This is a genomic window from Stenotrophomonas sp. CCNWLW162 (genome assembly GCF_037203745.1).
GTDB classification, from domain to species: Bacteria; Pseudomonadota; Gammaproteobacteria; order Xanthomonadales; family Xanthomonadaceae; genus Stenotrophomonas; species Stenotrophomonas maltophilia_AQ.
Map to the genome: position 1 here is coordinate 559,181 of NZ_JBBCBL010000004.1, position 26,582 is coordinate 585,762.

Below are 26,582 nucleotides of genomic sequence, written 5' to 3' on the forward strand. Positions count from 1 at the left end.
GACGGGTCATCACCCGCCGCGCGGAAGCGCTCAGTGCGCGATCTGGCCGAAGCGGCCGCTGTTGAAATCGTTGACCGCCTGGCTGATCTCGGCCTGGCTGTTCATCACGAACGGGCCGTAGCCCACCACCGGCTCGTCGATCGGCTCGCCGCTGAGCAGCAGCAGGGTGGCGTCGCTGTCGGCGTCGACGAACACGTCCTCGCCGCTGCGGTCGAAGGTGACCAGCTGGGCTTCGCCGACCGGCTGGCCGCCGTTGACCCTGACCGAACCCTTCAGCACCACCAGCGCCAGCGTGCGGCCATCGGCCACCGGCAGTTCGGCGTGTTGGCCCTGCTGCAGGCGGATGTCCCAGACATCCATCGGCGTGTGGGTACGTGCTGGACCGGCGTGGCCGTCGAAGCGGCCGGCGATGACACGGACGCGGCCGGCGCCATCGGGCAGCTCCACCGAAGGGATCTGCGCATCGAGCAGGGTCTGGTAGCCCGGTGCGCCCATCTTGTCGCGGGCCGGCAGGTTCACCCACAGCTGCACCATGTCCAGGGTGCCGCCGCGCTTGCTGAATTCCGGCGTATGGAATTCCTCGTGGAGAATGCCGGAGGCAGCGGTCATCCACTGCACGTCGCCCGGGCCGATGGTGCCGCCGGCGCCAGTCGAGTCGCGGTGGGCGACCTCGCCCTCATAGACGATGGTGACGGTCTCGAAACCGCGATGCGGATGCTGGCCGACCCCGCGCGGGGTATCACTGGGGGCGAAGGTGTAGGGGCCGGCATAGTCCAGCAGCAGGAACGGGCTCAGGTGCTGGCCGTGGGTGTTGTAGGAAAACATCGAGCGGGCGGGGAATCCGTCGCCCACCCAGTGCGGGCGGGGCGCGCTGTAGGTACCGGTGACACGCTTCATGGCGATCTCCTGGCCGGGGCTGCCGGCCGCTGTTCTTCGTTGACGGAGACGATATCGCCGCGACAATAGGGTCGGTAGATGCCAATATTTGCCGTCATAGTCCTATCTGGTGAACAATGGGTGCGCGCCTTGCGTCACAGGAGATCGCCCCGTGTTCATTGCTGATATCCGCCGCTGCGACCTCAACGACCTGTTCTACTTCGCGATGGTGGTCGAGCACGGTGGCTTCTCGCAGGCCGGCCGGGCGCTGGCCATGCCGAAGTCGAAACTGAGCCGGCGCATCGCGCTGCTGGAGGAGCGTCTGGGCGTGCGGCTGATCCAGCGTTCGACCCGGCGCTTTTCAGTGACCGAAGTCGGCCAGGACTACTACCGCCATTGCAAGGCGATGCTGGTCGAGGCCGAAGCGGCCGAAGAAGCGATTGCGATGTCACGTGCCGAGCCGCGCGGCACGATCCGTCTGGCGTGCCCGATCGCGATCCTGCATGCGCGCATCGGCACGATGCTGGCCGATTTCCTCGCCCTGCACCCGCAGGTGACGGTGCAGCTGGATGCCACCAACCGGCGCGTCGACGTGGTGGGCGAGGGCGTGGATGTGGCGATAAGGGTGCGGCCGCCGCCGCTGGAGGACAGCGACCTGGTGGTGCGCGTGCTGGCACGCCGGGTCTGGTGTACCAGCGCCAGCCCGACACTGCTGGAACAGTTGGGCACACCGCAGGTGCCGGCCGATCTTGCGGTGATGCCGACGGTGGACCTCGCTTCGGCCAGCCAGCAGCACGCCTGGGAGTACACCGGGCCCGACGATGTGCTGGCCAGCGTGCACCATCGCCCGCGCCTGGTCAGCGATGACATGATCGCGCTGCGTGCGGCGGCGGTGGCCGGGGTCGGGTTGCTGATGCTGCCGCGGATGATGATCACCGATGAGCTGGACAGTGGCGCGCTGGTGCCGGTGTTGACGGAGTGGGTGCCGAAGCACGGCATCGTGCACGCGGTGTTTCCGTCGCGACGTGGCTTGTTGCCGGCGGTGCGAGCGTTGATCGATTACCTCGCCGAACGCTTCGAGGCGCTGGACGAACCGTAGGCCCTTCATCCACGCATGCACGCATGGCGTGGCTCTCCTGTAGAGCCGGGCCCATGCTCGGCTGCATCTGCGCCAAGGGCAGCCGAGCGAGGGCTCGGCTCTAAAAGGCTTTGCTTGCCGCCTGCGGCCGCGCGGCCCACAATCCACGTCCGGACCGTCGCCATCACGCCCATCATTCCCCGGTCCGGCCTTGGCACCTATGTCTCCCAATGCCCTGGCGCTGGTCGAGCTGTTGATCCGCGAGCGCCGTGCGTTGTCTCGCTTCATCGCGCGCTATCTCGACTCGGCCAGTACCGAGGACACCCTGCAGAACCTGTACCTGAAGGCCAGCAGCGTGCCCGGTGATCCACCGATCCTGGAGCCGCGTGGCTATCTGTACCGGATGGCCTATCACCATGCGCTCAACCGCAGCCAGGCCGACGCCCGCGAGCGGCGCGCGATGGCCGAGTACGCCGCCGACATGGCCGAGGCCGGCCACGATGGCGAGGCGCAGGCGTTGGACCAGGCACAACTGCGCGAGATCACCCAGACCATCCTCGCGCTGCCGGCGCAGGTACGCGAGTGCTTCGTGCTCAACCGCTACCTGGGCCTGAGCGAGCGGGAAATCGCCACTCGGCTCGGCATTTCCAAGAGCCTGGTCGGCAAGCATGTGCTGCGCGCGGCGCTGCTGATCCAGCAGCATCAACAGGGAACGCGCCGATGACCGGCGATTGCCGTGGGCAGATCGCGCCCGCCGTTGTCACAACAGGAAAGCGCACCCGTTCGCGGTGCGGCAGGCCACAACCATGACCACGTCCGAACCCTCGCCGCGTCAGGCCAGGCAGGCGTTGCGCTGGGTGATCCGGTGCAGTGCAGGCCCGCTGCCGGAACGCCAGCAACGAATTCTGCAGCGCTGGCTGCAGGCCGACCCCCGCCATGCGCTGGCCTGGCGCCAGCAGCAAGCCTTCTGGCAGGGGTTGGATGCCGCCGGGCCCGAAGTGCTGGCGGCGCTGCCTGAACTGACCGCCGACCGCCAGGGGTTGCGGCCGATCGCACCGCGTCGCCGCCTGCCTTGGCTGCTGGCCAGTGCAGCCGCAGTGGTGCTGATGGTTGCCGCTGCGCCGCACGCGCTGCTGCTGGCACGCAGTGACCTGCGTAGTGGCGATGCGCCACGCGTGGTGCAGCTGGAAGACGGCAGCATCGCCGTGCTCGATGCGGGCACCGCGCTGGCGCTCGAGTTCGACGGCCAGCAGCGTCGCCTGCGCCTGCTGCGCGGCCAGGCCTGGTTCCAGGTGGCGCACGAGGCTCGTCCGTTCCAGGTCGAGGCCGGGGGCGGCCGGGTCCGTGATATCGGCACCGCCTTCAGCGTGTCGATGCAGGACACCACGGTCACCACCCAGGTCAGCGAGGGTGCGGTCGACGTGCGTCCGGGCGATGGCAGCGTACAGCGCCTGCATGCGGGGCAGTCGCGGACGTTCCGTGACGGCCGCTGGCTGCAGCCGGTGCGGCTGGAAGATGCCGAGGCCATGGCGCCGTGGCGGCGTGGTGAGGTCGCGATCGACAATCTGCCGGCCGCGCAGGCCATCGCCGATCTGGCGCGCTATCGGCGTGCACCGGTGTGGGTACTGGGCGGGCAGGGCGCGAACGTGCGGGTCAGTGGCCTGTTCCACCTGCAGCAGCCGGAGACGGCTATTGATGCCGTGGCCGCACAGGCGGGACTACGCGTGCAGCGCTTGCCCGGTGGCGCGTTGGTGCTGTGGTGAGGTGCAGCCGGTTCATGGCGGAATACGCGGCATGAAAAAAACATGAAAAAACCGTGGGCAGTCGCCACACGCGGCTGTCTATAGAGGTATAGCCAGAGCGAAACACCGTTTCTTCTCAAGCCAGACACACCACCGGCACCGGATGTGCCCGTGGTCCAGCCACGCTTGAGGAGTTCCTGTCCATGCCGTCCACGGCATCTGCCTGTCATCGCCGCGCCACCGTCCTGGCTCTGGCCATCTCTACTGCATTGCTGCCGCTGGCCTGGGTCCCGGTCGTGCAGGCGCAACCGGCGGTCGTCGCGCCGCTGCGCCCGTACACCATTCCGGAACAGCCCCTGGCCGACGCCGTGCGCGCCTTTGGCCGCCAGGCCGATGTGCAGGTGGTGTTCCGCAGCGATCTGGTGGAAGGCCGGCGCTCCAGTGCTGTGCAGGGCGAGTACAGCCAGATGCAGGCCCTGCAGCAGCTGCTGCGCGGGAGCGGCGTACGTGCGCAGCGCGGCATGGACGGCACCTGGAGCCTGCGTGCCGCAGCGGAGGCGGGTGAGGGGGAAGGGGTACGGGTGACCGAAACACTGGACGTGGCCGGTCGCCTGCAGTCGGAAGGGGGCGAGGCCCGCGATCGGCGCGGCTACGATGATGTGTTCGCGCTGGACCTGACCACGGCGTATTCGGGGCGCGACCGGGTGGAGCGCTATCGCGGTTCCAATCCGGCCGACGTGGTCAAGGATCTGGTCGGTGTGTTCAGTGGAGACGCCCGCAACAGCGGTGCGCTGGACGTCAACATCCGTGGCATCCAGGGGCCGGGGCGGGTGCCGGTCAGCATCGACGGTGGCGAACAGGCGCTTACGGTCTGGCGCGGCTACAACGGCGTCAGCAACCGCAACTACATCGATCCCAACCTGATTGGTGGCATCCAGGTCATCAAGGGGCCAGGGCTGGTGCGCGATGTGCACAGCGGGATCGGTGGCGCGCTGGTGATCAAGACCATCGACGTTGACGACATTGTTGCTGCCGGCGAACGCTTCGGCGGGGAGCTGAAGATCGAAGGCAGCAGCAATGCGGTGGCGCCACGCCTGCCTCGCCTGCACACCGGCGAGGACTACCGAACCGTAACGGGCTTCCCGCAGGGCTCGCCGAACTCGCCCTATGACGACCGCACCCTGGTGGTGCCGGTGAAGTCGCGCAGTGGCAACAACCCCTTCGATGGCGAGGACCAGGCCTGGCGCCTGGCGCTGGGCGTGCGTGGCGACAACGTCGACCTGATGGCCGCCTACGCCTGGCGCAAGCGCGGCAACTACTTCTCCGGGACCAAGGGCAGCGCCTACTACGACCAGGACCGGCGCGAGCAGTACGAGTACCAGGGCATCGACTACATCACCACGCTGGCGCGCTATTTCAAGCCCGGCGATGAGGTGCCCAACACCTCCAGCGAACAGGAGTCGTGGCTGGTCAAGGGAACTTGGCAGATCAATGACGAGCAGCAGCTGAAGGCCACCTGGCGGCGCACGCTGTCGCACTATGGCGAGATCATGCCGTCGCGGATACTGTCCGCGCCGGACTACGGACGAATCCAGTGGCCGCTAAGTCGGGTTGCGTCCGATGCCTGGAACCTGGAGTACCGCTTCCAGCCGGCCGGCAGCCGCTGGCTGGACCTCTACGCCAACCTGTGGCGCACTGAGACGGACAGCGATACCTACACCGCAGGCGGCTTCCCGAACTTCGCTCCCGGCAATCCGGACTGGAATGCCGGGGCCAGCCCGATCCTGCGCAACACCGCGCTGGCGAATGCGAGCAACGACCGAACCGGCCTGACCCTGAGCAACCGCTTCGCCCTGCATTCCACGCTGGACCTGACCGTGGGCGGCAACTGGCAGTACGAGAAGCTGGGTTCGCGTGACCCGTATTTTGGCCCGTCCGATGGCTGGCGCATGTACCCGCGCGCTGGCCGTCGCCAGGAAGGCGAGGGCTACCTCAATCTGGAATGGCGTCCGGTCGACTTCCTTGCTTTCAACGCCGGCGTGCGCTACAGCCGCTACTGGGCCTTCGATGATTTCCTGCAGGCGCATCCGGAGCTGCTGACCAAGGGCGTGGGCAGCAAGGAGGCGACCTACCGGACGAATGAGCTGCCCGAGCGGCCGGCCAGCCTGCAAGCGCAGATCGATGCACTGGAGGCCGAACGCGAGTTCTGGGAGAGCATCGGCATGGGTTCGGTGGTTGACGATGCACTGCATGGTCTGCTGGCGTACTACGAGACGCCGCAGGCGGTGGAACATCGGCTTCCGTGGTTGCCCGATGGCAACGGCAACTATGCCCGTGCGACCAACCCCTGTCTCAACGGCCAGGTGGCGGTCATACCCGGCGTGCTGCCGATCTACCCCGGCAGCGACCTGGTCTGCAATATCGGCAACACCATGCAGTCGCGGCCGGTGGACGGGCGCAATGACCGCCGCCGCGATCACGCGTGGTTGCCTACTTTCTCGGCCACCGTGAACCTGTCCAAGGCCGCGCGCGTCTACCTGCGCTACAGCGAAGCAGTGCGCTTCCCCAGCATGTTCGAAAGCACCATCGCTTTCTCCAGCAGCCTCAACCCGCTGTACACGCTCAAGCCCGAGCATGCCTACAACTACGAGCTGGGCTACGTGCACAACCTGTCGGGCCTGTTCGGCAACACGGCCGATGCCGACGTCAAGCTGGCCTATTACGTGCACAAGACCCGCAACGTGATCGAGCGCGACGCCTACTTCCTGTTCGACAATATCGACAAGCAGACCATCCGCGGCATCGAGCTGCAGGCACGCTTCGACAACCGGCGCTTCTTCACCGACCTGGGTATTTCGCGCACGCTGGAAAACGAGGTGTGCGACGAAAGCACGGCAGTGCTGCTGGATGCCAACCGTGGCCTGGTGCCGAACTGCGTGCAGGACGGTTTCGTCAGTGGCTACCTGCTGACCCAGGCGATTCCGAAGTTGTCGGTGAACCTGTCGCTCGGTACGCGCCTGTTCGATGAACGGTTGGAACTGGGCAGCCGCATCGTGCACTACCAGCGCCACGAGAACCCCGATCTACAGGCCTATCGCGACCGGTTGCTGGCCGGTGGCAGCAGCCTGCTGTGGCAGAACGTGCCGTTCACCTGGGGCAACATCACCACCGTCGATGCATACGCGCGCTGGCGCTTCAACGAGCACGCCAGCGTCGAGCTGGTGGGCAGCAACCTCGGCAATCGCTACTACGTCGACCCGGCCACGCGCTCCACGCTGCCGGCGCCGGGCCGCACCCTCAAGCTCGGCTTCACCGCGCGCTTCTGACCTCCCGCTTTCAAGCGTTGGACCCGTAGTTCCCACAACCCAAGGAGCAATACCATGAAGATGATCTCCCGTTCGGTTCTCGCCGTTGCTGCCACCTTTGCCCTGGCCGGCGCCGCGCATGCCGCTGACATCGTCGGTGCGGCCAGCCCGGTGACCGACGCCGAACTGTACGTCGCCGTCGGCGAATCGCAGGTCAACGGTGGCCCGCACAAGGCAGGCAAGGCCGGTATCGGCGTCGGCACCGTCTCCAACGCCAAGCCGGTCGATTTCCAGGGCCTGAGCCTGTACTCGGGCACCACCACCGTCAATGGTACCGCTGTGCGCACGCTGGCCATGCCGATCACCGGCGCACCGGGCAGCCATGCCGGCATGGGCCACTTCAACTTCGTCAAGGTTGGCAGCGGCGATGTGTGGTTTGGCGAGTGGTCCAAGGATGGCGCCGCTGGTGGCTTCAACAACCGCCAGGTCTACTTCGTCGGTGACCGTGCCGGCACCACGCTTCCGGCCGGTGTGGCCACCTACAGCGTTGCGGGCCTGAACAAGTTCAACGGCAGCAACCTGCTGTCGGGCACCTTCCGTGCGGACTTCGGCAGCGGCAAGCTGCTCGGCGGCCTGACCGGTGGCGGCCTGGCGATCAACGTCAACGCCAACATCAACAGCGCCAATGCGTCGTTCGCCGGTTCGGCCACTGCCAACGGCAGCGTTGCCGGCACCACCCAGGGGCAGTTCTTCGGCGCCAACGCGGCCGCCCTGGCCGGTATCGCCACCTTCAGTGGCAACAGCCAGTACGACACCGCCTTCGGCGGCAGCAAGAACTGATTGCCACGCCCCTGACGGGGCAGGGCAGGGGCAAGCCGCGATCCGCCAGTCCCTGCTTCGGCCCGCTGCATGCACCACCACGGATCGACCATGCGCCACTCCATCTTCCTTGTCGTTCTGCTGCTGGCGGCCGCCGATGTGCGCGCACAGCAGGACGATCTTCGCCGCGTGCTCGAACAGGGCACCGACCTGCGTCACCAGCAGCAGGACCAGCAGCGCCTGCAGCAGGCCGAGTCGGAGCGGCCGACCATCACCATCGACGGCCAGACGCTGCGCGTGGAGCGCACCGTCGATGATCTTGGCCAGGCTCTCTACCTGTCACTGCAGCATCAGCAATGGCAGGCCGCCGCTGCGTTCCTCGATGAGTACATCGAACTGCCCGGCCATGACCCACTGCTGCGCCACTATGCGCAGGGGGCGCTGGCGCGGGTGGCGGGCGACCATCGCCGCGCGGCGAAGGAGTACGAAGCACTGCTGGTGGCGCAGCCGGACTTCCTGCCGGCGCGCCTTGAACTGGCGCGTGTCTACGCAGAAGACCAGCGCGATCGCGATGCGGTCGCGTTGTTCACGGCCATCGCTGCGGGCATCAATGCCGATGATCCGGCCACGGCCGGCGTCCGCGCTCGCGTGGACGGCTACCTGAGTGCCCTGCAGGCGCGCCAGCGCTGGAAAGGCGCGCTGTCCGCCGGCCCGGCATGGAGTGACAACATCAACCGCAGCTCGGCCAGTCGCACCTGCCTGTTCGGCGTGGGCGACGCCTGCATCATCGAACGGAAACTGCCCGACGCCCAGCGCGCGGCGGGCCTGGACTACGACGCCAGCCTGGAACGGCGCTGGGTGCTCGGCGGGCATCATGGGCTGTACGTGCGCGGTCTCGCCTTCGGTCAGACATGGCGCGGGCAAAGTGCGTACAACGAGCTCAATGCCAACGTGCAGGCGGGTTACAGCTGGCGTAGTGCACGGCAGACCGTGCTGCTTGCCCCCAGCTATGACTACCAGGGCCTGGGCAACCATGCGCTGCAGGGCGGCAGTGGCGTGCACGGGGAATGGCAGTACGCCCTGGATGCACGCAGCCTGCTCAAGCTGGAGGCCGACTGGAAGCGCCAGCGGTATCGACAGCAGGGCCTGGCCAGCAACTACGACGGCGAGCTGGCATCGTTGTATGCCACCTGGTTCCGCGCGCTCAACCCGCGCTGGACGGTTTTCGCCGGGCTGGATGTCACCGACAGCAGCGCAGCCGACCCGGCCAACGGCTACCGCCAGCGCGGCGTGCGGCTGGGCGCGGCGCGGCAGTGGATCGGCACCACGGCCACCGTATTCGTGTCGCTGCGCCATCGCGACTACGACACCTGGAGTCCGCTGCTGGAAGCACGGCGTGAGGACAGCGAACAGAACCTGATCGCCATCGTCCGCAGCGAGCGCCTGGCCGTGGCCGGGCTGGTGCCCAGCCTGAGCCTGCGTTATGCCCGCATCGACAGCAATGTCGACTGGCTGTACAGCCACGACCGCAGCCTGCTCAGCCTGAAGTGGGAGCGGGCCTTCTGAACGCGCCGCTGCAATGCCGCGGTGAACGCGCCGTGGCCGCGACCTTCATCCATCATCACGCGCCCTTGTAGCCCGGTTCGCGCATCCTGCGGGCGTTGCGGCAGAGGTGGGCCGCGTGTATCGAGGAGCGCCGGTCGTGCTGGAAGCGGGCAACAAACCAGAGGGCCTGAAAGGGCTGCGTGTACTGGTGGCGGAGGATGAATTCGCCATCGCGATGTTCCTGGTCGACTATCTGGAGCTGAAAGGCGCACAGGTGGTGGGGCCGGCGGGTAACCTGCAGGCGCTGGGGCAGCTGGTCGATGCCCATCCGATCGACGTGGCCCTTCTGGACATCAACCTCGGTGGCGAACAGGTCTATCCGTTGGCGGACCGCCTGGCCGAGGCCGGTACCCCGTTCCTGCTGACCTCCGGCTACGACGACAACCTGCCCAGCCGCTTCGCCAGCGCGCCGCGCTGTACCAAGCCTTATCACATCGAAGCCCTGGTGCAGCAGCTGGCCGGGCTGGTGGCGACGCCGCAGGTCCCTGCGGGCATCGCCTGATTGCGCGGCATGTCGCGCCGTCCTGAAGGCATTCACGCCGCCGAGCTGCGTGGCGGAATGCCACCCACGCCGCGCCCGCACGCGCGCCACGATGGCATGGCCGCGCGTATCGCCCGCCATGACTGGTCACGCAGCCCGTTGGGCGCGATCGAGCAATGGCCGCCGCACCTGCGCGCCACCGTAGATCTGATGCTGGCCCACGGCTTCCCGATGATCGTGTTGTGGGGCGAGCAGCTGGTACAGCTCTACAACGATGGTTACGCCGAGATCCTGGCCGACAAGCATCCTGGCGGGCTTGGGCAGCCGACCCGTGATTGCTGGCCCGAGGTCTGGCACATCAACGGTCCGCTCTACACCCGTGTATGGCAGGGCGAGACGCTCACCTTCGAAGACAAACTGTACCCGCTGGTCCGCCATGGGCGCCTGGAAGACGTCTGGTTCACCATCACCTACAGCCCCATCCGTGGCGAAGAGGGGCGGATCAACGGGGTGCTGGTGACCATGTTCGAGACCACCGCGGCACACATGGCGCTGGCCGCGCGTGAGCGTGAGGAGCTGCGGCGGCGCGAGAGCGAACGGCGCCTGGAACTGGCCTTCAGGATGCTGCCGGTGGGCCTGTGCATCGTCGATCTGCAGGGCCGCATGCTGCTGTCCAATGATCAGATGCGCGCCTACCTGCCCACCGGCAAGGTGCCTTCCAGGGACGCGGACAACCAGCATCGCTGGCACGGCTGCCATTCCGATGGCACCCCCATTGCGCCGGACGACTTCGCCATTGCGCGGGCGATGCGCGGCGAGACCGTGGTGCCGGGGCTGGAATTCCAGTACCTGCACGATGATGGCCGCGCACGCTGGACGCGGGTCGCGGCCGCTCCGTTGCGTGACGCCGACGGTGAGGTCAGCGGCGTGTTCGCCATCGCCGTGGACATCGATGATCTCAAGCGTGCGACCGAGCGCCAATCGGTGCTGTTGGCCGAACTGCAGCACCGGGTGCGCAACATCATGTCGACCATCCATGCCATCGCCTGGCGTACCCGCGAGTCGGTCGGTAGCGTGGATGAGTATGCCGAACGCCTGTGCGGGCGGCTGATGTCACTGGCGCGCACGCAGAGCCTGCTGACCCGTGGTGCCAACGCGGGGGTGTGCCTGCGCGGCATGCTGGATGAGGAGATCGCGGCGCAATCCCCGCCTGCTGCGGTCTACCGCCTGCAGGGCGAGGACGTGCTACTGCCACCGAAGGCCGCTGAAGTGTTGTCGCTGGCCATCCATGAGTTGGCCACCAATGCGCTGCGGCATGGTGCGCTGACCCATGAGGATGGGCATATCGACGTGTCCTGGCACCTGCAGGTGCAGGAAGGGCAGCCGTGGCTGGGCCTGCACTGGTGCGAGCGCCATGCCGAGGTGGAGGACTGGGAGTTGCCCCGGCAGCGGGGCCTGGGCCGGTCCCTGATCGAGCAGCGCGTGCCCTATGAACTGGCCGGCAGTGGCGAGCTGCGCTTTGGCGCACAGGGCCTGGACGCCTGGATCCGCTTCCCGCTGCGCGAGCGCGACAGCCTGTTGCAGACCGACGCTCCCCAGGCTGGAACAGGCAGGTGAATGCCATTAATCCCCAATTTGGCCAAATTGGGTATAGTGGCCATAGTCCACTTCTGTCTGGAGCCGTGCCATGACCCTGCCGCTGGATCTGCCTGGCCTTGAGAAGGCCCCGGCCTCGTCGGTGAAGACCCGGGGCTGGCCGAGCCTGATGCGCACCGTGCGCGAGAAGCAGGCACTGGTCATCACCAACCATAATCATCCCGAAGCGGTGATCGTGGATATCCGCACGTATCAGGAGCTGCTGGCCAAGGCCGCCGGCGGTGATGCGGGTGAGCGCAGCGAGGAGCTGCTGCGCCTGCGCGGTGAGTTTGACCAGACCCTGGCCAGCCTGCAGCGCGGCGAAGGGCTGGGCAAGGTGCTGGGCCAGCCGATCCGTCGCGGCCGCAAGGTCACCCTCGGCCGTCCGCTCTGATCTATGGGGCGGATCCTGGTGCTGGCCGGCGTCAACGGCGCCGGCAAGAGTTCGTTGTTGGGAACCTGGCTGGAAGCGGAGGGCCTGGGCTGGTTCAATCCCGATTCTTTCACCCGGCGCCTGGTCGAGGCCGGCTGGCCGCTGCCCGAGGCCAATGCCGAGGCCTGGCAGGAAGGTACCCGCCGGTTGCGCCAGGCCATGGCCGACGGCACGGACTTCGCCTTCGAGACCACGCTGGGTGGCAACACCATTCCACGCCTGCTGCGTGAGGCCTGCGAACACCATCACGTTGCGATCTGGTTCTGTGGCTTGGCCACGGTCGAGCTGCATATCGCCCGCGTTGCGGCGCGGGTGGCGGCTGGTGGTCACGACATTCCAGTGGAGAAGATCCACGCCCGTTTCGATTCGGCACGCGAGAACCTGCTGGAACTGCTGCCACACCTGGCCGAGCTGCATGTCTACGACAACAGCGCACCGGCTGATGCCGAGGGCTGCGTCGAGCCGCTGCCGGTGCTGGCGATGGAGCGCGGCCAGCTGCAATACCCGGTCTCGGTGGCCGAACTGCTGCATACGCCTGACTGGGCCAAGCCGATCGTGATGCGTGCGATGGAGTTGAACGGATAGGGCCAGTACTTCCTGGCAGAGGGTCACAACAGGGCTGGTACGATTTCGCTACGCTGTTCGCACATTCAAGGAGGATGTCATGCAGGGATCCGCAACGTTCCGCTCGACCCCGATCCGCCTGACGCTTGCAGCGCTGGCGCTGGCGCTGGCGCTGTCCTGCATGCCGGCGATGGCCGCGTCACCCGCCGCCAAGCGACCATCGCCGCCCAGCCTGGTGCAGGCCTTCCACGCCGCCGAAGCCAACTTGCGGCTGATTCCCGGCGACGACATTGAATCCGATTTCCGTCCGGTGTGGAGCGCTGTTGCCGACCTCGATGGCGATGGCCGTGCCGAGGTCGTGTATTTCTACACGTCCGACTACAGTGGCGGCAGCTTCGCGCAACGCAATGTGGTGGCGGTGATGACGGTGCTGACGGCGAACGATCCGCGCGGCCAGGAGAACCCGAACAGCCTGTCGCCGGTGGAAGCAGAGGACTATGCCGCCATCCGCAGGTATGGCTATGGTGACGACGCGGCTGAACAGATTCCAGGCGCCATCCGCGCGATCCGCATCCAGGGTGATCGCATCATTGTCGATTTCACCGTCAGTGCCGGGGCGACGGTCTGCGAATGGAAGAGCCCGAATCGCCACGTCTGTCCGCCGGATGGAAACTACACATGGACGCTGCGTTGGACGCCGGGGAAGCTGACCCGCATCAAGAAGTAGCGCCAGGTAGCGCCGGGTGTACGCGCCCGGCGCCACTGGCCCCTTAGATCCACGCCAAGCGAGGATCGCGTTCTGCGCCCAGCCTCAGGCCGGTTTTACCTGCTCAGGCTCTGCAGACTCCGGCAGCGGCGGCAAGGTCGGGTCCACCGTCACCGGCACATCGCTCTTCAGCAGCGCAGCTGCTTCGCTATCGCTGCCCACCGCCGGCGGTGAGCCGCGCAGCGGCAGGCCGGCGGTTTCCTTCACGAACAGCATCGTGATCAGGCCGATCACCGCCGCGCCCATCAGGTAGTAGGCCGGCACCAGCGGGTCGCCGGTACGTTCCACCAGCCATGCGGTGACCAACGGCGTGGTGCCGCCGAACAGCGACACCGAGACGTTGAAGGCGATCGACAGCGCGCTGTAGCGCACCGGTGTGTAGAACAGTGCCGGCAGCGTGGACGGCATCGAGCTGGTGAAGCACACCAAGGCCAGGCCCAGCAGCATCAGGCCGAGGAAGATCATCCAGTCGTTGCCGCTGCCGACCAGCAGCAGGCACGGAATGGCCAGCACCAGCAGCGCGATGCAGGCGCCGATGATCATCGGCCGGCGGCCGAGCCTGTCACTGAACAATCCGCCGACGATGTTCAGCGGCATCATCACCAGCATCACGATGATGATCAGCAGCAGGCCTTTGCTCTCGGCGTAGCCCATGGTCACGCTGAGGTAGCTGGGCATGTAGGTCAGCAGCATGTAGTCGGTGACGTTGAACACCAGCACCAGGCCCATGCACACCAGCAGCTGGCGGCCGTGTACCTGGAACAGTGCAGCCAGCCCGGGGCGATCATGCTCGCGTTTCTCGGCTTCCTCGGCAAAGGCGCGGAACGCCGGGGTCTCTTCCAGCTTCATGCGCATGTACAGGCCGAGCAGGCCCAGCGGGCCAGCCACCAGGAACGGAATGCGCCAGCCCCAGTCCAGCATCTGTGCGTTGCTCAACAGCATGTGCAGTGCGGTGACCGTACCGGCGCCGGCGATGTAGCCGCCCAGCGTGCCGAACTCCAGCCAGCTGCCCATCAACCCGCGGTTGCGGTCGGTGGAATACTCGGCGATGAAGGTGGCCGCGCCGCCATATTCGCCACCGGTGGAAAAGCCCTGCACCACGCGCGCCAGCAGCAACAGCACCGGTGCCCAGATGCCGATGCGCTCATAGGAGGGAATCAGGCCGATCGAGAACGTGCCCAGCGCCATCAGGATCATGGTGAACGCCAGCACTTTCTGGCGCCCGTAGCGGTCGCCGAGCGGGCCGAACACCAGGCCGCCCAGCGGGCGCACCAGGAACGCCACGGTGAAGGTGGCGAACGCGGCGATTACCTGTGCGGTGGGGTTGCTGGACGGGAAGAACACCTGGCCGATGGTGACGGCCAGATAGCCGTAGACACCGAAGTCGAACCATTCCATCGCGTTGCCGAGTGCGGCGGCACCGACGGCACGCTTGAGCATGGGCTTGTCGACGACGGTGATCTCATCGACCTTGAGGTGGCGGCGGCGTTTGAACCAGCCAAAATGGGCATGGGAATCAGGCGTGTCCTGCATGGGGGCTCCCTTGTAGGTATGGAATAGGGGATGGGCGATGTGATGTGTCCCGGAAATCGGAAACGGCGATGCAGGCGCAAGTGGCGCAGGGGCATCGGAGCGCGGCGTGGGGGCCGGGGAATGTGTGCAGGCACAACGCCACGCGCACGGCAAAGCACCGCCGCAGGGGCGGAAACGCAGCAACGGGATCACACCGGCAGCGCAGTCAGCGGCCGGGTGTCACAGCAGCGTGGGGGATGCAGGCAGGGGGCCTGCGGGCGTCAGCCGCCGGGATCCAGCGCGAGGCGATGGAAATTCAGGGCGGGAGCAATCGTGGCAAGCGAAACGCCGGTCGGCAGTGCTTTCCACGTAACAGGTTCGCCCGTCACGTAGTGGGTCGTGTCGATCATCCGTTCATGATAGCGGCATCGGCGTGAGCGTGCAGCGAAGCGGGCTGATCTGCACGCTGTGTTCCACGTCGCCTGTTCAGATGGCTCAGGCCGACTTTGCCATCAATCCAAGCACGGTGCAGACCACCGCCACCGCACCCGGCAACGCCAGCCGCCGCGTAATCAGTGCGGCACCAACCACCGTCAACACCGAGAACATGATGGCGAGTGAGAACAGCGGTTGGCCCTGCAGGAACTGATGGATGCACCCTGCGCAGCCGAGGATGGCCAGGCTGGTGGCGAAGTAGACGTGGAACAGTGAGCCAGCGTGCACAGAGGTTCCTCGCGATGATGGAGGCCATAGCGGCAGGCCGCTGGACAAATTTAGGGGGGATTGCAGATTGCGATGACCGGATCACATCCTGTAGGCGCGCCGGTGACATCGATGTGCATAGGGTGGAGCACACAGCAACTTTTTCTGACTGATGGAGGGTGCAATGGCGCGTACGATTCCCGAAGGAACGTTGATCGTGGTGGCCGATGGTGGTTCGGCAAGGGTGTTCACCAACGTGGGTAGCGCGCACCAGCTTGCGTTGAAGCAGGAAGGCGAGCTGCGCCTGCAGGACATCAGCGAGCAGGGCGTGTCCGGGCAGGGCCCGGCCGGTGCTGTGCCCAAGGACATGTCGATCTCGCAGCTCAATGAAGCGACGTTTGCCAAGCAGGTGGCCGAACAGCTCAACGAAGATGCGTTGAAGAACCGGTATGCGCACCTGGTGTTGATCGCCGACCCGACCACGCTGGGCCGCATCCGCCCGCTGCTGCACAAGGAAGTCCAGGCGCGATTGCTGGGCGACATCGCCAAGGATCTGACCAACGCGCCGCTGGAAGACATCCAGAAGGTACTGGCGGCGTAGCGCTCATGCCGTTCATGCGTGATCACCTGCTGACCGAGCCCACCTCTGCGGAGGTGGAGGCGCAGGCGGGCTGGCAGCTGCTGGAATTCGGGACGGCCTGGTGCGGTCATTGCCAGGCTGCACAGCCGGCGTTGCGAGCCTTCGTCGAGGCGAACGATCTTCCGCACCGGAAGATCGAAGATGGCAAGGGCAAGCCATTGGGCCGCGCGTTCAAGGTGAAGCTGTGGCCGACGGTGATGCTGTTGCGCGATGGCCTGGAAGTGGCGCGGGTGGTGCGCCCGGTCGACAGCACAGATCTGGCAACGTTGCAGGGCGTGCTGCCGGACTGACGCCTATGTAGCGTTGAGACGGCCGATGGACGCCCGCACTGCAACATGCAGCGCAGCAAACCCGGTGCTAGCATCCGGCAACCATCTGAATCGATCCAAACGCCGATGCCCACGCTGGACCGTCGTCTCCTGATCGCCGTCGCCGCCACGGCGATGCTCGCCTCCGGCCTGGCGTCGGCCGCTCCTGCCAGAACGGCCGCCGACAAGGCCTACGCTTCGGTTGACCCCTTCATTGGTACCGGCGGCGAAGGCCACACCTATCCCGGTGCGACGGTACCGTTCGGCATGGTCCAGCTCAGCCCGGATACGCGCATCCAGCCGCGTGAGAAGGCCTACGGCTGGGCGGCCGGCTATCGCTACGACGACAGCAGCATCGTCGGCTTCTCGCACACCCATTTTTCCGGCACCGGCCATTCGGATCTGGGCGACATTCTGCTGATGCCGTTCACCGGCAATCCGGGCCTGGAGCGTGGCGATCCCGAGAAGCCGCGCAGCGGCTACGCCTCGCGCTTCCGTCACGACGACGAGAAGGCCGAGCCGGGCTACTACGCGGTCACCCTGGACGATTACAAGGTACGCGCCGAGCTGACCACCAGTGCGCGCGTGGGCGTGCACCGCTATGCCTTCCCCAAGGGCGCCGAAGCCAAGGTGCTGCTGGACATGCGCACCAGCATGTACGACTACCCGGGCAAGGTACTGTGGTCGCGGGTGCGGGTGCGTGCCGATGGCACGGTGACCGGCTTCCGCGAAACGCGTGGATGGGCGCCCGGCCGCCAGGTGTTCTTCGCGATGCGCTTCTCGCGGCCGCTGGCTGGCCACGAACTGCACAACACCGAGAAGGACATCGCCTACAAGGGCTTCCCGCCGCCGGGCGAGAAGGATCCCGCGCAGCGCGCCCAGATCGAAGGCAAGCAGCTGGTCGGCACCTTCGCCTTCGGCAAGCTGGACGCGCCGCTGGTGGTGAAGGTGGCCATTTCTCCGGTCAGTGAGGCCGGCGCCATCGCCAACCTCGACGCGGAAGTGGCCGATTTCGATTTCGATGGCGTGCGTGCGCAGGCCAAGCAGGAGTGGACGCAGGCGCTGTCGGTGCTGGATATCGAAGCCCCCGAGCATGCCCGCCGCAGCGCCTACACCGCGCTGTACCACACCCTGCTGGGGCCGACACTGTTCATGGATGCAGATGGCCAGTACCGCGGCTCGGACAATGCCGTGCACCAGGCCAAGGGCTATACCAACTACTCCACCTTCTCGTTGTGGGATACCTATCGCGCGCTGCATCCGTTGCTGACCCTGGTGCAGCCTGAGAAGCGCAACAGCGATTTCGTCAATTCCATGCTGGCACACCATGAGCACAGCCCCTACGGCATGCTGCCGGTGTGGTCGTTCCATGGCCTGGAAGACTGGTGCATGATCGGCTACCACGCCGTGCCTGTGATCGCCGACGCCTACGTGAAGGGCATTCGTGGCTTCGACGCCGACAAGGCGCTGAAGGCGATGGTCGAGACCGCCAACTACGGCCCGTACGATGGCATCGCGCAGTACCGCGAACTGGGCTACGTGCCGATCGACGAGGAAGGCGAGGCCGCCAGCAAGACGCTGGAGTACGCCTTCGATGATTGGACCATCGCTCGCATGGCGCAGGCCATGGGCAAGGCTGATGTTGCCGCTACCTTCGACAAGCGCGCCGGCAACTGGCGCAATGCTTTCGACAAGGACACCGGCTTCATGCGCGCGCGCAAGCGTGATGGCAGCTTCCGCACCCCGTTCGATCCCAGCGCCAGCGGCTATGGCACTGACTACACCGAAGGCAACGCCTGGCAATACTCCTGGTACGTGCCGCAGGACGTGGCCGGACTGGCCGCAGCGCACGGTGGCAGTGACAAGCTGCTCGCGCGCCTTGACGAGGTGTTCAACGCCAAGGTCGATCCGTCCATCTTCGAGCACATGGAAGACATCACCGGCCTGATCGGCTGGTATGCGCATGGCAACGAACCCAGCCACCACGTCGCCTACCTGTATTCGTACGCCGGCCAGCCGTGGCGCACCCAGGCACGCCTGAAGCAGATCATGGACACTCAGTATGCCGACCGCCCCGATGGCCTGGCCGGCAATGATGACGTCGGCCAGATGTCGGCCTGGTACGTGTTCACCGCGTTGGGCTTCTACCCGGTTGCACCGGGCTCGGGCGAGTACATCCTGGGCCGTCCGTTCCTGCCGAAAACCGCGATGCGCCTGCCCAACGGCAAGACCTTCACCATCGTGGCTGATGGTCTGGACGACAAGCACACCTACGTCGGCAGCGTGAGCCTCAACGGCAAGCCGTTGCAGCGCACCTTCCTGCGCCATGACGAGATCCTGGCCGGCGGCGAGCTGCGCTTCAGCATGCAGGCCGAGCCGAACAAGGCGTGGCCGGGGCAGGACGCGCAGGCGCCGTATTCGATGAGCAGATGACGATTGGTAGGTGCCGACCTTGGTTGGCACGCAGGACGTCAGCGGGAACGAAACCGCAGCCCGACCCGCGCGCCACCGATCGGGGCGGTATCGATCACCAGCGCCGCATCATGCCGCTGCGCGATCTCGGCCACGATCGCCAGCCCCAGCCCGCAGCCGTCGCCTTCTGTGCTGGCTCGGTAGAAGCGTTCCGTGACGCGCGCGCGCTCGGCTTCGGCGATGCCGGCGCCGTTATCGTCCACCCACACCCGCACGCCACCGGCATCGTGCTGCAGACCCAGGGTGATCACGCCGCGCACGCCGCCATAGCGCAGCGCGTTGTCCAGAAGGTTGCCCAGTGCCTCGCGCAGCAGCTGCGGATCGCCCTGTACCTGCAGGCCATCGTCGGGCCCGTCATAGCCAAGATCGACGCCTGCAGTCAATGCACGGTCGGCATAGCGCTCCACCACGCCGCGCGCCAACGCGGCCAGGTCCACAGGCTGCAGCGGCAGTGCGCTGCCATGCGGATCTTCGGAGCGGCTGAGCATCAGCAACTGGTTGACCAGATGCTGCAAGCGGGCCAGCCCGGCCAGCGTGCCGGACAATGCCAGCTGCTGGGCCTGCGGATCATGCTGGCGCAATGAACTCTCCAGCTCCACCTGCATCGCTGCCAACGGTGTGCGCAGCTGATGTGCAGCGTTGCTGACGAAGCGGCGCTGCGCGGCCTGCATCGCGTCCAGCCGCTGCAGCAGCGCGTTGTAAGCCTCCACCGCCGGCCACAGTTCGCGCGGCGCTTCCTGCGCAGGATCCAGCGGTGCCAAAGGATCCGGCCGCGGACTGGCCAACTTCCGCGCGACCAGGTTGGCATGGCGTGCGGCAGCGCCTGTACCGGACCAGGCCAGCCACGCCGCCAGTGCCAGGATCGCAGCCTGGAACGGAACGCTGGTCAGCAGCAGCTTGCGCTCCAGCCGATGGCGCTTGCGCAGTGTCTCGGCCACGCGCAGCCGGATGTCATGGCCCGGGCCGGCGCTGACCACCACTTCAACCATGCGCACGGCCTGCCCGCGTAGCCGCGCGTCGTAGTACACCGCGTCGTCATTCCCAGCGGCGGCCATGGGGCGAGGTAGTGCCTCGGGCAGGTCGCCATACAGGCGCCCGCCATCCGCATCGACCACCTCGCCATGCACTTCGTCGGCGGTGTCCCAGGTGAACATGCGTGATACCGCCGGGGTGATTTCGATGGATGCGCGGCCGTCCTGCACCGTCACCAGTTCGGACAACGACATCGCTGAATCCAGCAGCCAGCGGTCGTAGACCTGGCCGGCATAGAAGCGCGCCAAGGCGAATGAACCCACCGCACTGCACAGCAGCAGCACCAGCAGAGGCAGCCACAGACGCCGCAGCAGCAGGCCGCGCAGGCTGTGCACGCGCTCAGTCACCCATGGCCTCCAACCGGTAGCCGAGGCCGCGCAACATGCGGATGCCGACGCCGGCGTGGGCCTGCTCCAGCTTGCGGCGCAGGCGGCTGACGTGCACCTCGATGACCGACAGGTTGGCCTCGTGATCCCAGCTGTACAACGCATCGAACAGGCGCTGCTTGGTCACGGTGCGCCCCGGGTGCTGCATCAATGCCTCGACCAGCGACAGCTCGCGTGCGGTCAGCTCGATGCGCTGGCCGTCCACCTGCACTTCGTTGCGGATGCTGTCGAAGCACAGCCGGCCCAATCGCTTCTGTGCTGGTGCGTCACTGCGGCGGCGCGACAATGCACGCAGGCGCGCTTCCAGCTCACCCAGCGCGAATGGTTTTGCCAGATAGTCATCACCGCCACGGTCGAGGCCGAGGATGCGATCCTCAACGCCATCGCGCGCGGTCAAGATCAGCACCGGCAATGTGGCGCCATCGTTGCGCAGGCGCGAAAGCAGGTCGAGGCCATCCACGTCCGGCAAGGAAAGGTCGAGCACCATCACGTCATAGGGTGCGCTGGCCAGCGCCGCAGGCGCGTGCAGTCCGCGCGAGAGGTGGTCGCACAGATGGCCGGCACCCTGCAGGGCGCGGATCAGTCCATCGGCCAGGGCGGCATCGTCTTCGATCAGCAGGATTCGCATTGCAAGCTTCGTGCAAGGTTGGGGCAAGTTTGGCGCAAGTCCGTCACCTTACCGTGACGTGCATGAATTTCTCCCCTCATCTTGCGGCGGTGCTGGCCGCTCTATTGTGCGCGCCTGCGGCTTCGGCGCTGTCCCTTGCAGAAGCGCAGCGTGCAATGGAAGCGCACAACCCGGACCTGCGCGCGGCGGCACTGGAGCTGCGAGGTGTGCAGGGTGATGCGCAGACAGCGGCGCTTCGCCCGGCCACCGAGCTGTCGATCGGCACCAGCAAGATCAGCCCCAAGCATGGCATCGGCCCCGGGCGCTGGCAGGACAAGCGCGTGGACAGCACCGTGGGCCTGGGCTGGACCTGGGAACGTGGTGGCAAGCGTGCATTGCGCATCCGCCAGGCCGACGCGCTGCTGGAAGTGGCAGGGCTGGAGATGCTCGATACCCGGCGCCGCCAGCAGGTGGCGCTGCACGAAGCCTATTTCGGCCTGAAGAGCGCGCAGGAGCGGACGCTGATTGCCGACGCCAACCGCCGGAGTTCGGCCGAGCAGATGGCGGCGGCGGACAAGCAGGTTGCGACAGGGGTGATGGCGTCGGTGGATCGCGCGCGGCTGGCGGTGGACGACCTGGCTGTGGCAGACGCGGCGCGCGAGGCAGCACTGGATCTGCGTGACGCGCGGCATGCGCTGGGCCTGCTGCTTGGACGTGACGACAGCCATGACCTCAGCGCCGATGATCCGTGGCCAGACCCCGCGGGCAGGGCCGATGAGCGCGCGTTCGATCCGCAGCAGCGTGCCGATCTGCGTGCCGCGCGTTCGCGCCTGGCTGCCGCCGATGCCGGCGTGGCACTGGCACGCAGCGAGCGCCACCGCGACGTTCAACTGGGTGTGGAAGCAGAGCGTGAGCCGACCGACATCAGCGGTGTCACCTGGGGTGTGTCGTTGACCATTCCGCTGGGTGGGCCGTCGCGGGCGCGCGGCGCGATCCAGCGTGCCGAGGCCGACCGCGACAGCGCCGCACTGGAAATTCAGGTGCTGCAGCGCGAAGCACGCGCCGAACTGGACCAGCTGCAGGCCAGTGCGCAGTCCGCCGCACAGCGTCGCACCGAGTACGAGGGGCTGCAGTCAGACGCCGCACGCAAGGCCGTGCAGGGCATCGAGCTGGCCTACCGGCGTGGTGCTGCCAGCCTGACCGATCTGCTGGATGCGCGCCGCAGCTGGCGCGAGTTCGAGGCCGCGCTGATTGAAGCGCGTGCCGACCATGCCATTGCCCTGGCGCGCTGGGAAGCGGCCACATCCGTTGCTGAAGGAGAGTCCCGATGAAGTCCACCGTCACTTATCGCCCGCAGGCGCGACACGCCGTGCTGCCGGCCTTACTGGCGCTGGCCCTGCTGGGCGGCTGCGGTCGAGAGCCAGCATCCTATCTTGAGGATGCGCCGCAGGTCAGCGCCGGCCAGATCCAGTTTCCCGCCGACAGCCGCCAGCTGGACGTGCTGCGCAGCGAGGCGGTGAGTGTCGGCGCAAGCGCCAGCCTGCAGTTGCCGGGCCGGGTGGTCTGGGATGAGACGCGCTCCAGCGCACTCCACACGCCGCTGCCGGGGCAGGTGGCGCGCATCGAGGCACAGCCGGGGCAGAAGGTGAAGGCTGGCCAGGTGATCGCCTGGATCACCTCGCCCGAGTTCGGCCAGGCCCAGGCTGAAGGTGCGCGTGGCCGCGCCGAGCTGCAGCAGGCACGCAAGGAACTGGACCGTACCCGCGAACTGCACGCGGCGGGAGTGGCGTCGGGTCGTGAACTGGAGGAGGCCGAAGCCAATTTCGCTGGCAGCCAGGCCGATCATGCGCGCGCGGCCGCTTTCGCCAAGGCTTATGGCAACGGCCAGCGCGTCGATCAGCGCCTGCCGCTGCGCGCGCCGATCGATGGCGTGCTGGTGGAGCGGCGGATGAGCCCGGGCATGTCGGTCAGCCCCGACAACGACCAGCCGTTGGCAGTGATCGGCGATCCGGACCGCCTGTGGCTGTTGCTGGATGTTCCCGAGAGCCTCGCCGGACGCTTGAAAGCGGGCATGCAGGTGAGCGTGCCAGGCGCCGATGGGCAACCACTGCAGGCGACCCTCCAGCACGTGGATGACTTCGTCGATAGCGAACGCCGCGTGGTGCAGGCACGCGCCGAGCTGGACAATCGTGCACGCGGCTTCAAGGCCGGACAGTATGTGCGCGCCCAGGTGGCGTTGCCGGCCGAGGGCGGTGTCTCGTTGCCCGATGCGGCGGTGCTGCTGATCGACGGCAAGCAGGTGGTGTTCGTGGAAGAGGGCAAGGGCCGCTTCGTGCGTCGCGCCGTGCACGCGGAGGAGCTGGGTGACGGCCGGCTGTGGGTACGTGAGGGCCTCGCCGCCGGCAGCCGGGTGGTGGTCGAAGGCGGCCTGCTGCTGCAGCAGCTGGTCGACAGCGCGCCGGCAGCCGTCAGCACCGGTAGCGGGCACGCTGCGCCATGATCGATCGCCTGATTGCCTACTGCCTGCGCCAGCCATTGATGGTGATGCTGGCACTGCTGCTGTTCATCGGCGCTGGCATTGCCGCGTTCCGCGTACTGCCGGTGGAAGCCTTCCCGGATGTGTCGGACACCCAGGTAACGGTGGTGTCGCTGCACCCGGGCCGCGCCGCCGAAGAGGTGGAGCGCGAAGTGACAATGCCGCTGGAAGTGGCGCTGTCCGGCATCCCGCATTCGGTGCGGGTGTTCTCGCATACCCAGTTCGGCCTGTCGATGATCATCCTGACCTTCGACGACAAGGCCGACGACTATTTCGCGCGCCAGCAGGTGCTGGAGCGCTTGCAGGGTGTGGAGCTGCCAGAAGGGGTGACCCCGGAGCTGGAGGCGATGAGCTCTGCGGTGGGCGAGATCTACCGCTACGTGCTCAAGGGCCCGCACATGACGCCGACTCAGCTGCGCACCGTGCAGGAATGGACGATGGAGCGCAGCCTGCGCACCGTGCCGGGCGTGGCCGATGTGATCAGCTTCGGTGGCTTCGCGCGCACCTTCCAGGTCAAGCCGGACCTGGACAAGCTGCGTGACCGCGGCATCAGCCTGGGTGAGTTCGCTGAGGCACTGGAAAAGGGCAGCTCCAACGCCGGCGGCGGCTACGTGGAGCGCGGGCAGCAGCAGTTCCTGATCCGCGGCGTGGGCCTGATGCGTTCGCCGGCCGACATCGGCAACGTGGTGGTGGCGCAGCGTGGGGGCACGCCGATCCTGGTGCGCGACCTCGCCGGCATCGCCGATACCGGCCTGCCACGGCAGGGCCTGGTCGGCCAGGACGACAATGACGATGCGGTGTTCGGCATGGTGCTGATGCGCAAGGGCGAGAATCCGTCCGACGTGCTCGACGCTCTGCATGCGCGCATCGCCGAGATCGAGGCGAACCAGCTGCCGGCTGGGGTCAGCATCGAGCCGTTCTACGACCGCTCGTGGCTGGTCACGACCACGCTGAAGACGGTCTTCCGCAACCTGCTGGAAGGTGCGGTGCTGGTGTTCCTGGTGCTGTGGCTGTTCCTGTACAACGCCCGCGCCGCGCTGATCGTGGCGGCGATGATGCCGCTGGCGCTGCTGTCGACCTTCCTCGGCCTGCACCTGTGGGGCGTGCCGGCCAACCTGCTGTCCTTGGGTGCGATGGACTTCGGCATCATCATCGATGGCGCGGTGATCGTCACCGAGCACATCGTCTCGCGATTGTCGAAGCTGCCACCTACGGCTGATCGGAAGACGCGGTTCTCGACCATTCTTTCGGCCGCATCGGAAGTGGGCCGACCGACGTTCTTCTCGATGCTGATCATCATCGCCGCGCACATCCCGATCTTCACCCTGCAGCGCCAGGAAGGCCGCATGTTCGCGCCGATGGCGTACTCGGTGACCTCTGCGCTGATCGGTGCGTTGATCCTGGCGCTGACCGTGGTGCCGCTGCTCTGCTACTGGTGGCTGCGACGGGACCGCATGCGCGATGGCAACCCGCTGATGGACCGCCTGACCGACTGGTACCGGCCGATCCTGGAGCGCGCACTGGCCCGGCCACGTGCGGTGGTGCTGACCGCAGTTGCGTTGCTGGTGGGTACGTTGGCACTGGGCACTCGCCTGGGCTCGGAGTTCCTGCCCGAGCTGGACGAAGGGTCGATCTGGTTGACCGCCACACTCGACCCCAGCACCAGCCTGGCCGAAGCGCAGCAACAGTCGCGGCGCATCCGTGAGCTGGTCGGCAGCTTCCCGCAGGTGTCGACGGTGGTGGCCAAGCTGGGGCGCCCGGAAGACGGGTCCGATGCCAAGGGTGCCAACCAGATCGAGGCGCTGGTGGCGTTGAAGCCGGAGAAGGAATGGCCGAAGGGCGTGGACAAGCGGCAGCTGGTGAGCGACCTGCAGCGCACGCTGGAGCAGCGCATTCCGGGGCCGGAGTTCTCGATCTCGCAGCCGGTGCGCGACAACATCCTGGAGAGCATCTCGCAGATCAAGGGCCAGGTGGTGATCAAGGTCAGCGGTTCGGATCTGGACGTGCTGAACCAGCACGCACAGGCCATCCTGGGCCAGGTGCGCGGGGTGGAGGGCGTGGAGAGCGCCTTCATCGACCGCGATGGTTCGTTGCCGCAGCTGCAGATCGATATCGACCGCGACCGTGCAGCACGCTATGGCCTGAACGTGCGCGACATCGACGAAGTGATCGAGACCGCGCTGGGCGGGCGCCAGGTAGGCGAGCTGTGGGAGGGCGATCGCAAGTTCCCGATCTCGCTGCGCCTGGACGATGCCGACCGCGACCTGCAACGGCTGCGCACGGTGCCAGTGGGTATCGGCGATGGCCACACGGTGACGCTGTCCGACGTGGCCGACTTCCGCATGGCCAGCGGCGCGATCAACATCTCGCGCGAGAACGCGCAGCGGGTGAAGGCGGTCAGCATCTTCATCGCAGGGCGTGACATGGGCAGCGTGGTGGCCGACATGCGCAAGCGCGTGGATGCCAGTGTGCAGCTGCCGGAAGGCTACCGGTTGGAATGGTCCGGCGAGTTCGAGAACCAGCAGCGTGCGATGAAGCGGCTGGGCTGGGTGATTCCGCTGTCGGTGCTGCTCATCTTCGTACTGCTGTTCGATGCCTTCAAGGACATCAGCAGCGCGGCGCTGATCCTGGCCAACGTACCGCTGGCGATGATCGGCGGCATCCTGGCCCTGTGGTTGACCGGCATTCCTCTATCGGTGTCGGCGGCGATCGGATTCATTGCGTTGTTCGGACAAGCGGTGCTGAACGGGGTGGTGATGCTCAGTCGCTTCGCCCAGCTGCGCGAGCAGGGCATGGACCTGCTGCAGTCGGTGGTGCAGGGCTCGCTGCAGCGCCTGCGCACGGTGCTGATGACCGCGCTGCTGGCGATGTTCGGCCTCCTGCCGATGGCGACCTCGCATGCGATCGGTGCCGAGACCCAGAAGCCGCTGGCGGTGGTGGTGATCGGTGGCCTGCTGTCGGCGATGCTGCTGACCCTGCTGGTGCTACCGACGCTGTACTACTGGGTGCACCGGCGCCGCGCCATGGCCCGGTAGATGCCAACCTTGGTTGGCATGCGGTGAAGCGCCCACCAAGGTGGGCGA

General features: G+C 66.8%; 23 protein-coding genes. 17 read left to right on the forward strand and 6 right to left on the reverse strand.

Going from position 1 to position 26,582, the window contains the following annotated elements:
* Nucleotides 1–30: 30 nt before the first annotated feature.
* On the reverse strand, nt 31–897 hold the full coding sequence (locus tag V9K93_RS14725) for a pirin family protein (protein ID WP_046986974.1): 867 nt from the start codon (nt 895–897) through the stop codon (nt 31–33).
* Between the two features lie 151 nt (nt 898–1,048).
* Between V9K93_RS14725 and V9K93_RS14730 the strand changes: the two genes are divergently transcribed.
* The 11 genes from V9K93_RS14730 to V9K93_RS14780 all read left to right on the forward strand — a co-directional run bounded on the left by V9K93_RS14730 (nt 1,049) and on the right by V9K93_RS14780 (nt 13,265).
* Entirely contained in the window at nt 1,049–1,975 is a 927-nt protein-coding gene (locus tag V9K93_RS14730; protein WP_136637925.1) for a LysR family transcriptional regulator, read from the forward strand.
* Between the two features lie 199 nt (nt 1,976–2,174).
* Nucleotides 2,175–2,678 (forward strand): RNA polymerase sigma factor, encoded by a 504-nt coding sequence (locus V9K93_RS14735; protein ID WP_337302780.1) that lies wholly within the window; start codon nt 2,175–2,177, stop codon nt 2,676–2,678.
* 82 nt (nt 2,679–2,760) lie between these two features.
* Nucleotides 2,761–3,717: a FecR family protein gene (locus V9K93_RS14740; RefSeq protein ID WP_337302781.1), complete on the forward strand. Its 957-nt coding sequence runs from the start codon at nt 2,761–2,763 to the stop codon at nt 3,715–3,717.
* Between the two features lie 182 nt (nt 3,718–3,899).
* On the forward strand, nt 3,900–7,022 hold the full coding sequence (locus V9K93_RS14745) for a TonB-dependent receptor (RefSeq protein ID WP_337302782.1): 3,123 nt from the start codon (nt 3,900–3,902) through the stop codon (nt 7,020–7,022).
* 54 nt (nt 7,023–7,076) lie between these two features.
* The gene (locus tag V9K93_RS14750; protein WP_046984627.1) at nt 7,077–7,841 is read left to right on the forward strand and encodes a Slam-dependent surface lipoprotein; all 765 of its coding nucleotides are present in this window, start codon (nt 7,077–7,079) and stop codon (nt 7,839–7,841) included.
* 90 nt (nt 7,842–7,931) lie between these two features.
* Complete coding sequence (locus V9K93_RS14755) at nt 7,932–9,386, forward strand: surface lipoprotein assembly modifier (protein ID WP_136637928.1); 1,455 nt, start codon at nt 7,932–7,934, stop codon at nt 9,384–9,386.
* Between the two features lie 136 nt (nt 9,387–9,522).
* Nucleotides 9,523–9,927, forward strand: coding sequence for a response regulator (locus tag V9K93_RS14760; RefSeq protein ID WP_046984629.1), 405 nt, complete (start codon nt 9,523–9,525; stop codon nt 9,925–9,927).
* Between the two features lie 9 nt (nt 9,928–9,936).
* The gene (locus tag V9K93_RS14765; RefSeq protein ID WP_337302783.1) at nt 9,937–11,523 is read left to right on the forward strand and encodes a sensor histidine kinase; all 1,587 of its coding nucleotides are present in this window, start codon (nt 9,937–9,939) and stop codon (nt 11,521–11,523) included.
* Nucleotides 11,524–11,593: 70 nt separating this feature from the next.
* Entirely contained in the window at nt 11,594–11,935 is a 342-nt protein-coding gene (locus V9K93_RS14770) for a type II toxin-antitoxin system prevent-host-death family antitoxin (RefSeq protein WP_005413623.1), read from the forward strand.
* A gap of 3 nt (nt 11,936–11,938) precedes the next feature.
* Nucleotides 11,939–12,559 carry an ATPase gene (locus V9K93_RS14775; RefSeq protein ID WP_136637931.1) on the forward strand — a complete coding sequence of 207 codons (621 nt, stop codon included), beginning with the start codon at nt 11,939–11,941 and terminating at the stop codon, nt 12,557–12,559.
* Between the two features lie 79 nt (nt 12,560–12,638).
* Nucleotides 12,639–13,265, forward strand: a complete 627-nt coding sequence (locus V9K93_RS14780) for a hypothetical protein (protein ID WP_046984633.1) — start codon at nt 12,639–12,641, stop codon at nt 13,263–13,265.
* 84 nt (nt 13,266–13,349) lie between these two features.
* Here V9K93_RS14780 and proP read toward each other — a convergent pair whose 3' ends face one another.
* The 3 genes from proP to V9K93_RS14795 all read right to left on the reverse strand — a co-directional run bounded on the left by proP (nt 13,350) and on the right by V9K93_RS14795 (nt 15,539).
* On the reverse strand, nt 13,350–14,837 hold the full coding sequence (gene proP, locus V9K93_RS14785) for a glycine betaine/L-proline transporter ProP (RefSeq protein ID WP_337302784.1): 1,488 nt from the start codon (nt 14,835–14,837) through the stop codon (nt 13,350–13,352).
* Nucleotides 14,838–15,097: 260 nt separating this feature from the next.
* Nucleotides 15,098–15,226: a hypothetical protein gene (locus V9K93_RS14790; protein ID WP_282567735.1), complete on the reverse strand. Its 129-nt coding sequence runs from the start codon at nt 15,224–15,226 to the stop codon at nt 15,098–15,100.
* Between the two features lie 85 nt (nt 15,227–15,311).
* A complete protein-coding gene (locus tag V9K93_RS14795) occupies nt 15,312–15,539 on the reverse strand; it encodes a hypothetical protein (protein ID WP_046984635.1) in 228 nt (75 codons plus the stop codon).
* Nucleotides 15,540–15,702: 163 nt separating this feature from the next.
* On the opposite strand from V9K93_RS14795, the gene V9K93_RS14800 reads away from it, so the two are divergent.
* The 3 genes from V9K93_RS14800 to V9K93_RS14810 all read left to right on the forward strand — a co-directional run bounded on the left by V9K93_RS14800 (nt 15,703) and on the right by V9K93_RS14810 (nt 18,899).
* The gene (locus tag V9K93_RS14800) at nt 15,703–16,119 is read left to right on the forward strand and encodes a baeRF12 domain-containing protein (protein WP_136637933.1); all 417 of its coding nucleotides are present in this window, start codon (nt 15,703–15,705) and stop codon (nt 16,117–16,119) included.
* A 5-nt stretch (nt 16,120–16,124) separates the two neighbouring features.
* Nucleotides 16,125–16,448 carry a thioredoxin family protein gene (locus V9K93_RS14805; protein ID WP_295381417.1) on the forward strand — a complete coding sequence of 108 codons (324 nt, stop codon included), beginning with the start codon at nt 16,125–16,127 and terminating at the stop codon, nt 16,446–16,448.
* 105 nt (nt 16,449–16,553) lie between these two features.
* Nucleotides 16,554–18,899: a GH92 family glycosyl hydrolase gene (locus V9K93_RS14810; RefSeq protein ID WP_337302785.1), complete on the forward strand. Its 2,346-nt coding sequence runs from the start codon at nt 16,554–16,556 to the stop codon at nt 18,897–18,899.
* A gap of 38 nt (nt 18,900–18,937) precedes the next feature.
* On the opposite strand, the gene V9K93_RS14815 is transcribed toward V9K93_RS14810, so the two are convergent.
* Together V9K93_RS14815 and V9K93_RS14820 are read right to left on the reverse strand one after the other, a co-directional pair.
* Nucleotides 18,938–20,317 carry a sensor histidine kinase gene (locus V9K93_RS14815; protein WP_337302786.1) on the reverse strand — a complete coding sequence of 460 codons (1,380 nt, stop codon included), beginning with the start codon at nt 20,315–20,317 and terminating at the stop codon, nt 18,938–18,940.
* The gene (locus tag V9K93_RS14820) at nt 20,310–20,984 is read right to left on the reverse strand and encodes a response regulator (RefSeq protein ID WP_049399744.1); all 675 of its coding nucleotides are present in this window, start codon (nt 20,982–20,984) and stop codon (nt 20,310–20,312) included. Before V9K93_RS14820 ends, V9K93_RS14815 begins: the two co-directional genes overlap by 8 nt.
* Before the next feature lie 62 nt (nt 20,985–21,046).
* Between V9K93_RS14820 and V9K93_RS14825 the strand changes: the two genes are divergently transcribed.
* Genes V9K93_RS14825 through V9K93_RS14835 form a run of 3 tightly spaced genes read left to right on the forward strand, consistent with a single transcriptional unit; the run spans nt 21,047 to nt 26,534 of the window.
* Nucleotides 21,047–22,294 carry a TolC family protein gene (locus V9K93_RS14825; protein ID WP_337302787.1) on the forward strand — a complete coding sequence of 416 codons (1,248 nt, stop codon included), beginning with the start codon at nt 21,047–21,049 and terminating at the stop codon, nt 22,292–22,294.
* Entirely contained in the window at nt 22,291–23,463 is a 1,173-nt protein-coding gene (locus V9K93_RS14830) for an efflux RND transporter periplasmic adaptor subunit (RefSeq protein ID WP_337302788.1), read from the forward strand. The genes V9K93_RS14825 and V9K93_RS14830 overlap by 4 nt, the downstream gene beginning before the upstream one ends.
* On the forward strand, nt 23,460–26,534 hold the full coding sequence (locus V9K93_RS14835) for an efflux RND transporter permease subunit (RefSeq protein ID WP_337302789.1): 3,075 nt from the start codon (nt 23,460–23,462) through the stop codon (nt 26,532–26,534). The genes V9K93_RS14830 and V9K93_RS14835 overlap by 4 nt, the downstream gene beginning before the upstream one ends.
* The last annotated feature ends 48 nt before the right edge of the window (nt 26,535–26,582 follow it).

Coding starts and splice junctions, on each gene's coding strand:
- V9K93_RS14725 (WP_046986974.1), bottom strand. CDS start 897: ATGAAGCGTGTCACCGGTACCTACAGCGCGCCCCGCCCGCACTGGGTG.
- V9K93_RS14735 (WP_337302780.1), top strand. CDS start 2,175: ATGTCTCCCAATGCCCTGGCGCTGGTCGAGCTGTTGATCCGCGAGCGC.
- V9K93_RS14740 (WP_337302781.1), top strand. CDS start 2,761: ATGACCACGTCCGAACCCTCGCCGCGTCAGGCCAGGCAGGCGTTGCGC.
- V9K93_RS14745 (WP_337302782.1), top strand. CDS start 3,900: ATGCCGTCCACGGCATCTGCCTGTCATCGCCGCGCCACCGTCCTGGCT.
- V9K93_RS14750 (WP_046984627.1), top strand. CDS start 7,077: ATGAAGATGATCTCCCGTTCGGTTCTCGCCGTTGCTGCCACCTTTGCC.
- V9K93_RS14755 (WP_136637928.1), top strand. CDS start 7,932: ATGCGCCACTCCATCTTCCTTGTCGTTCTGCTGCTGGCGGCCGCCGAT.
- V9K93_RS14765 (WP_337302783.1), top strand. CDS start 9,937: ATGTCGCGCCGTCCTGAAGGCATTCACGCCGCCGAGCTGCGTGGCGGA.
- V9K93_RS14770 (WP_005413623.1), top strand. CDS start 11,594: ATGACCCTGCCGCTGGATCTGCCTGGCCTTGAGAAGGCCCCGGCCTCG.
- V9K93_RS14775 (WP_136637931.1), top strand. CDS start 11,939: ATGGGGCGGATCCTGGTGCTGGCCGGCGTCAACGGCGCCGGCAAGAGT.
- V9K93_RS14780 (WP_046984633.1), top strand. CDS start 12,639: ATGCAGGGATCCGCAACGTTCCGCTCGACCCCGATCCGCCTGACGCTT.
- proP (WP_337302784.1), bottom strand. CDS start 14,837: ATGCAGGACACGCCTGATTCCCATGCCCATTTTGGCTGGTTCAAACGC.
- V9K93_RS14790 (WP_282567735.1), bottom strand. CDS start 15,226: ATGATCGACACGACCCACTACGTGACGGGCGAACCTGTTACGTGGAAA.
- V9K93_RS14800 (WP_136637933.1), top strand. CDS start 15,703: ATGGCGCGTACGATTCCCGAAGGAACGTTGATCGTGGTGGCCGATGGT.
- V9K93_RS14805 (WP_295381417.1), top strand. CDS start 16,125: ATGCCGTTCATGCGTGATCACCTGCTGACCGAGCCCACCTCTGCGGAG.
- V9K93_RS14810 (WP_337302785.1), top strand. CDS start 16,554: ATGCCCACGCTGGACCGTCGTCTCCTGATCGCCGTCGCCGCCACGGCG.
- V9K93_RS14820 (WP_049399744.1), bottom strand. CDS start 20,984: ATGCGAATCCTGCTGATCGAAGACGATGCCGCCCTGGCCGATGGACTG.
- V9K93_RS14825 (WP_337302787.1), top strand. CDS start 21,047: ATGAATTTCTCCCCTCATCTTGCGGCGGTGCTGGCCGCTCTATTGTGC.
- V9K93_RS14830 (WP_337302788.1), top strand. CDS start 22,291: ATGAAGTCCACCGTCACTTATCGCCCGCAGGCGCGACACGCCGTGCTG.
- V9K93_RS14835 (WP_337302789.1), top strand. CDS start 23,460: ATGATCGATCGCCTGATTGCCTACTGCCTGCGCCAGCCATTGATGGTG.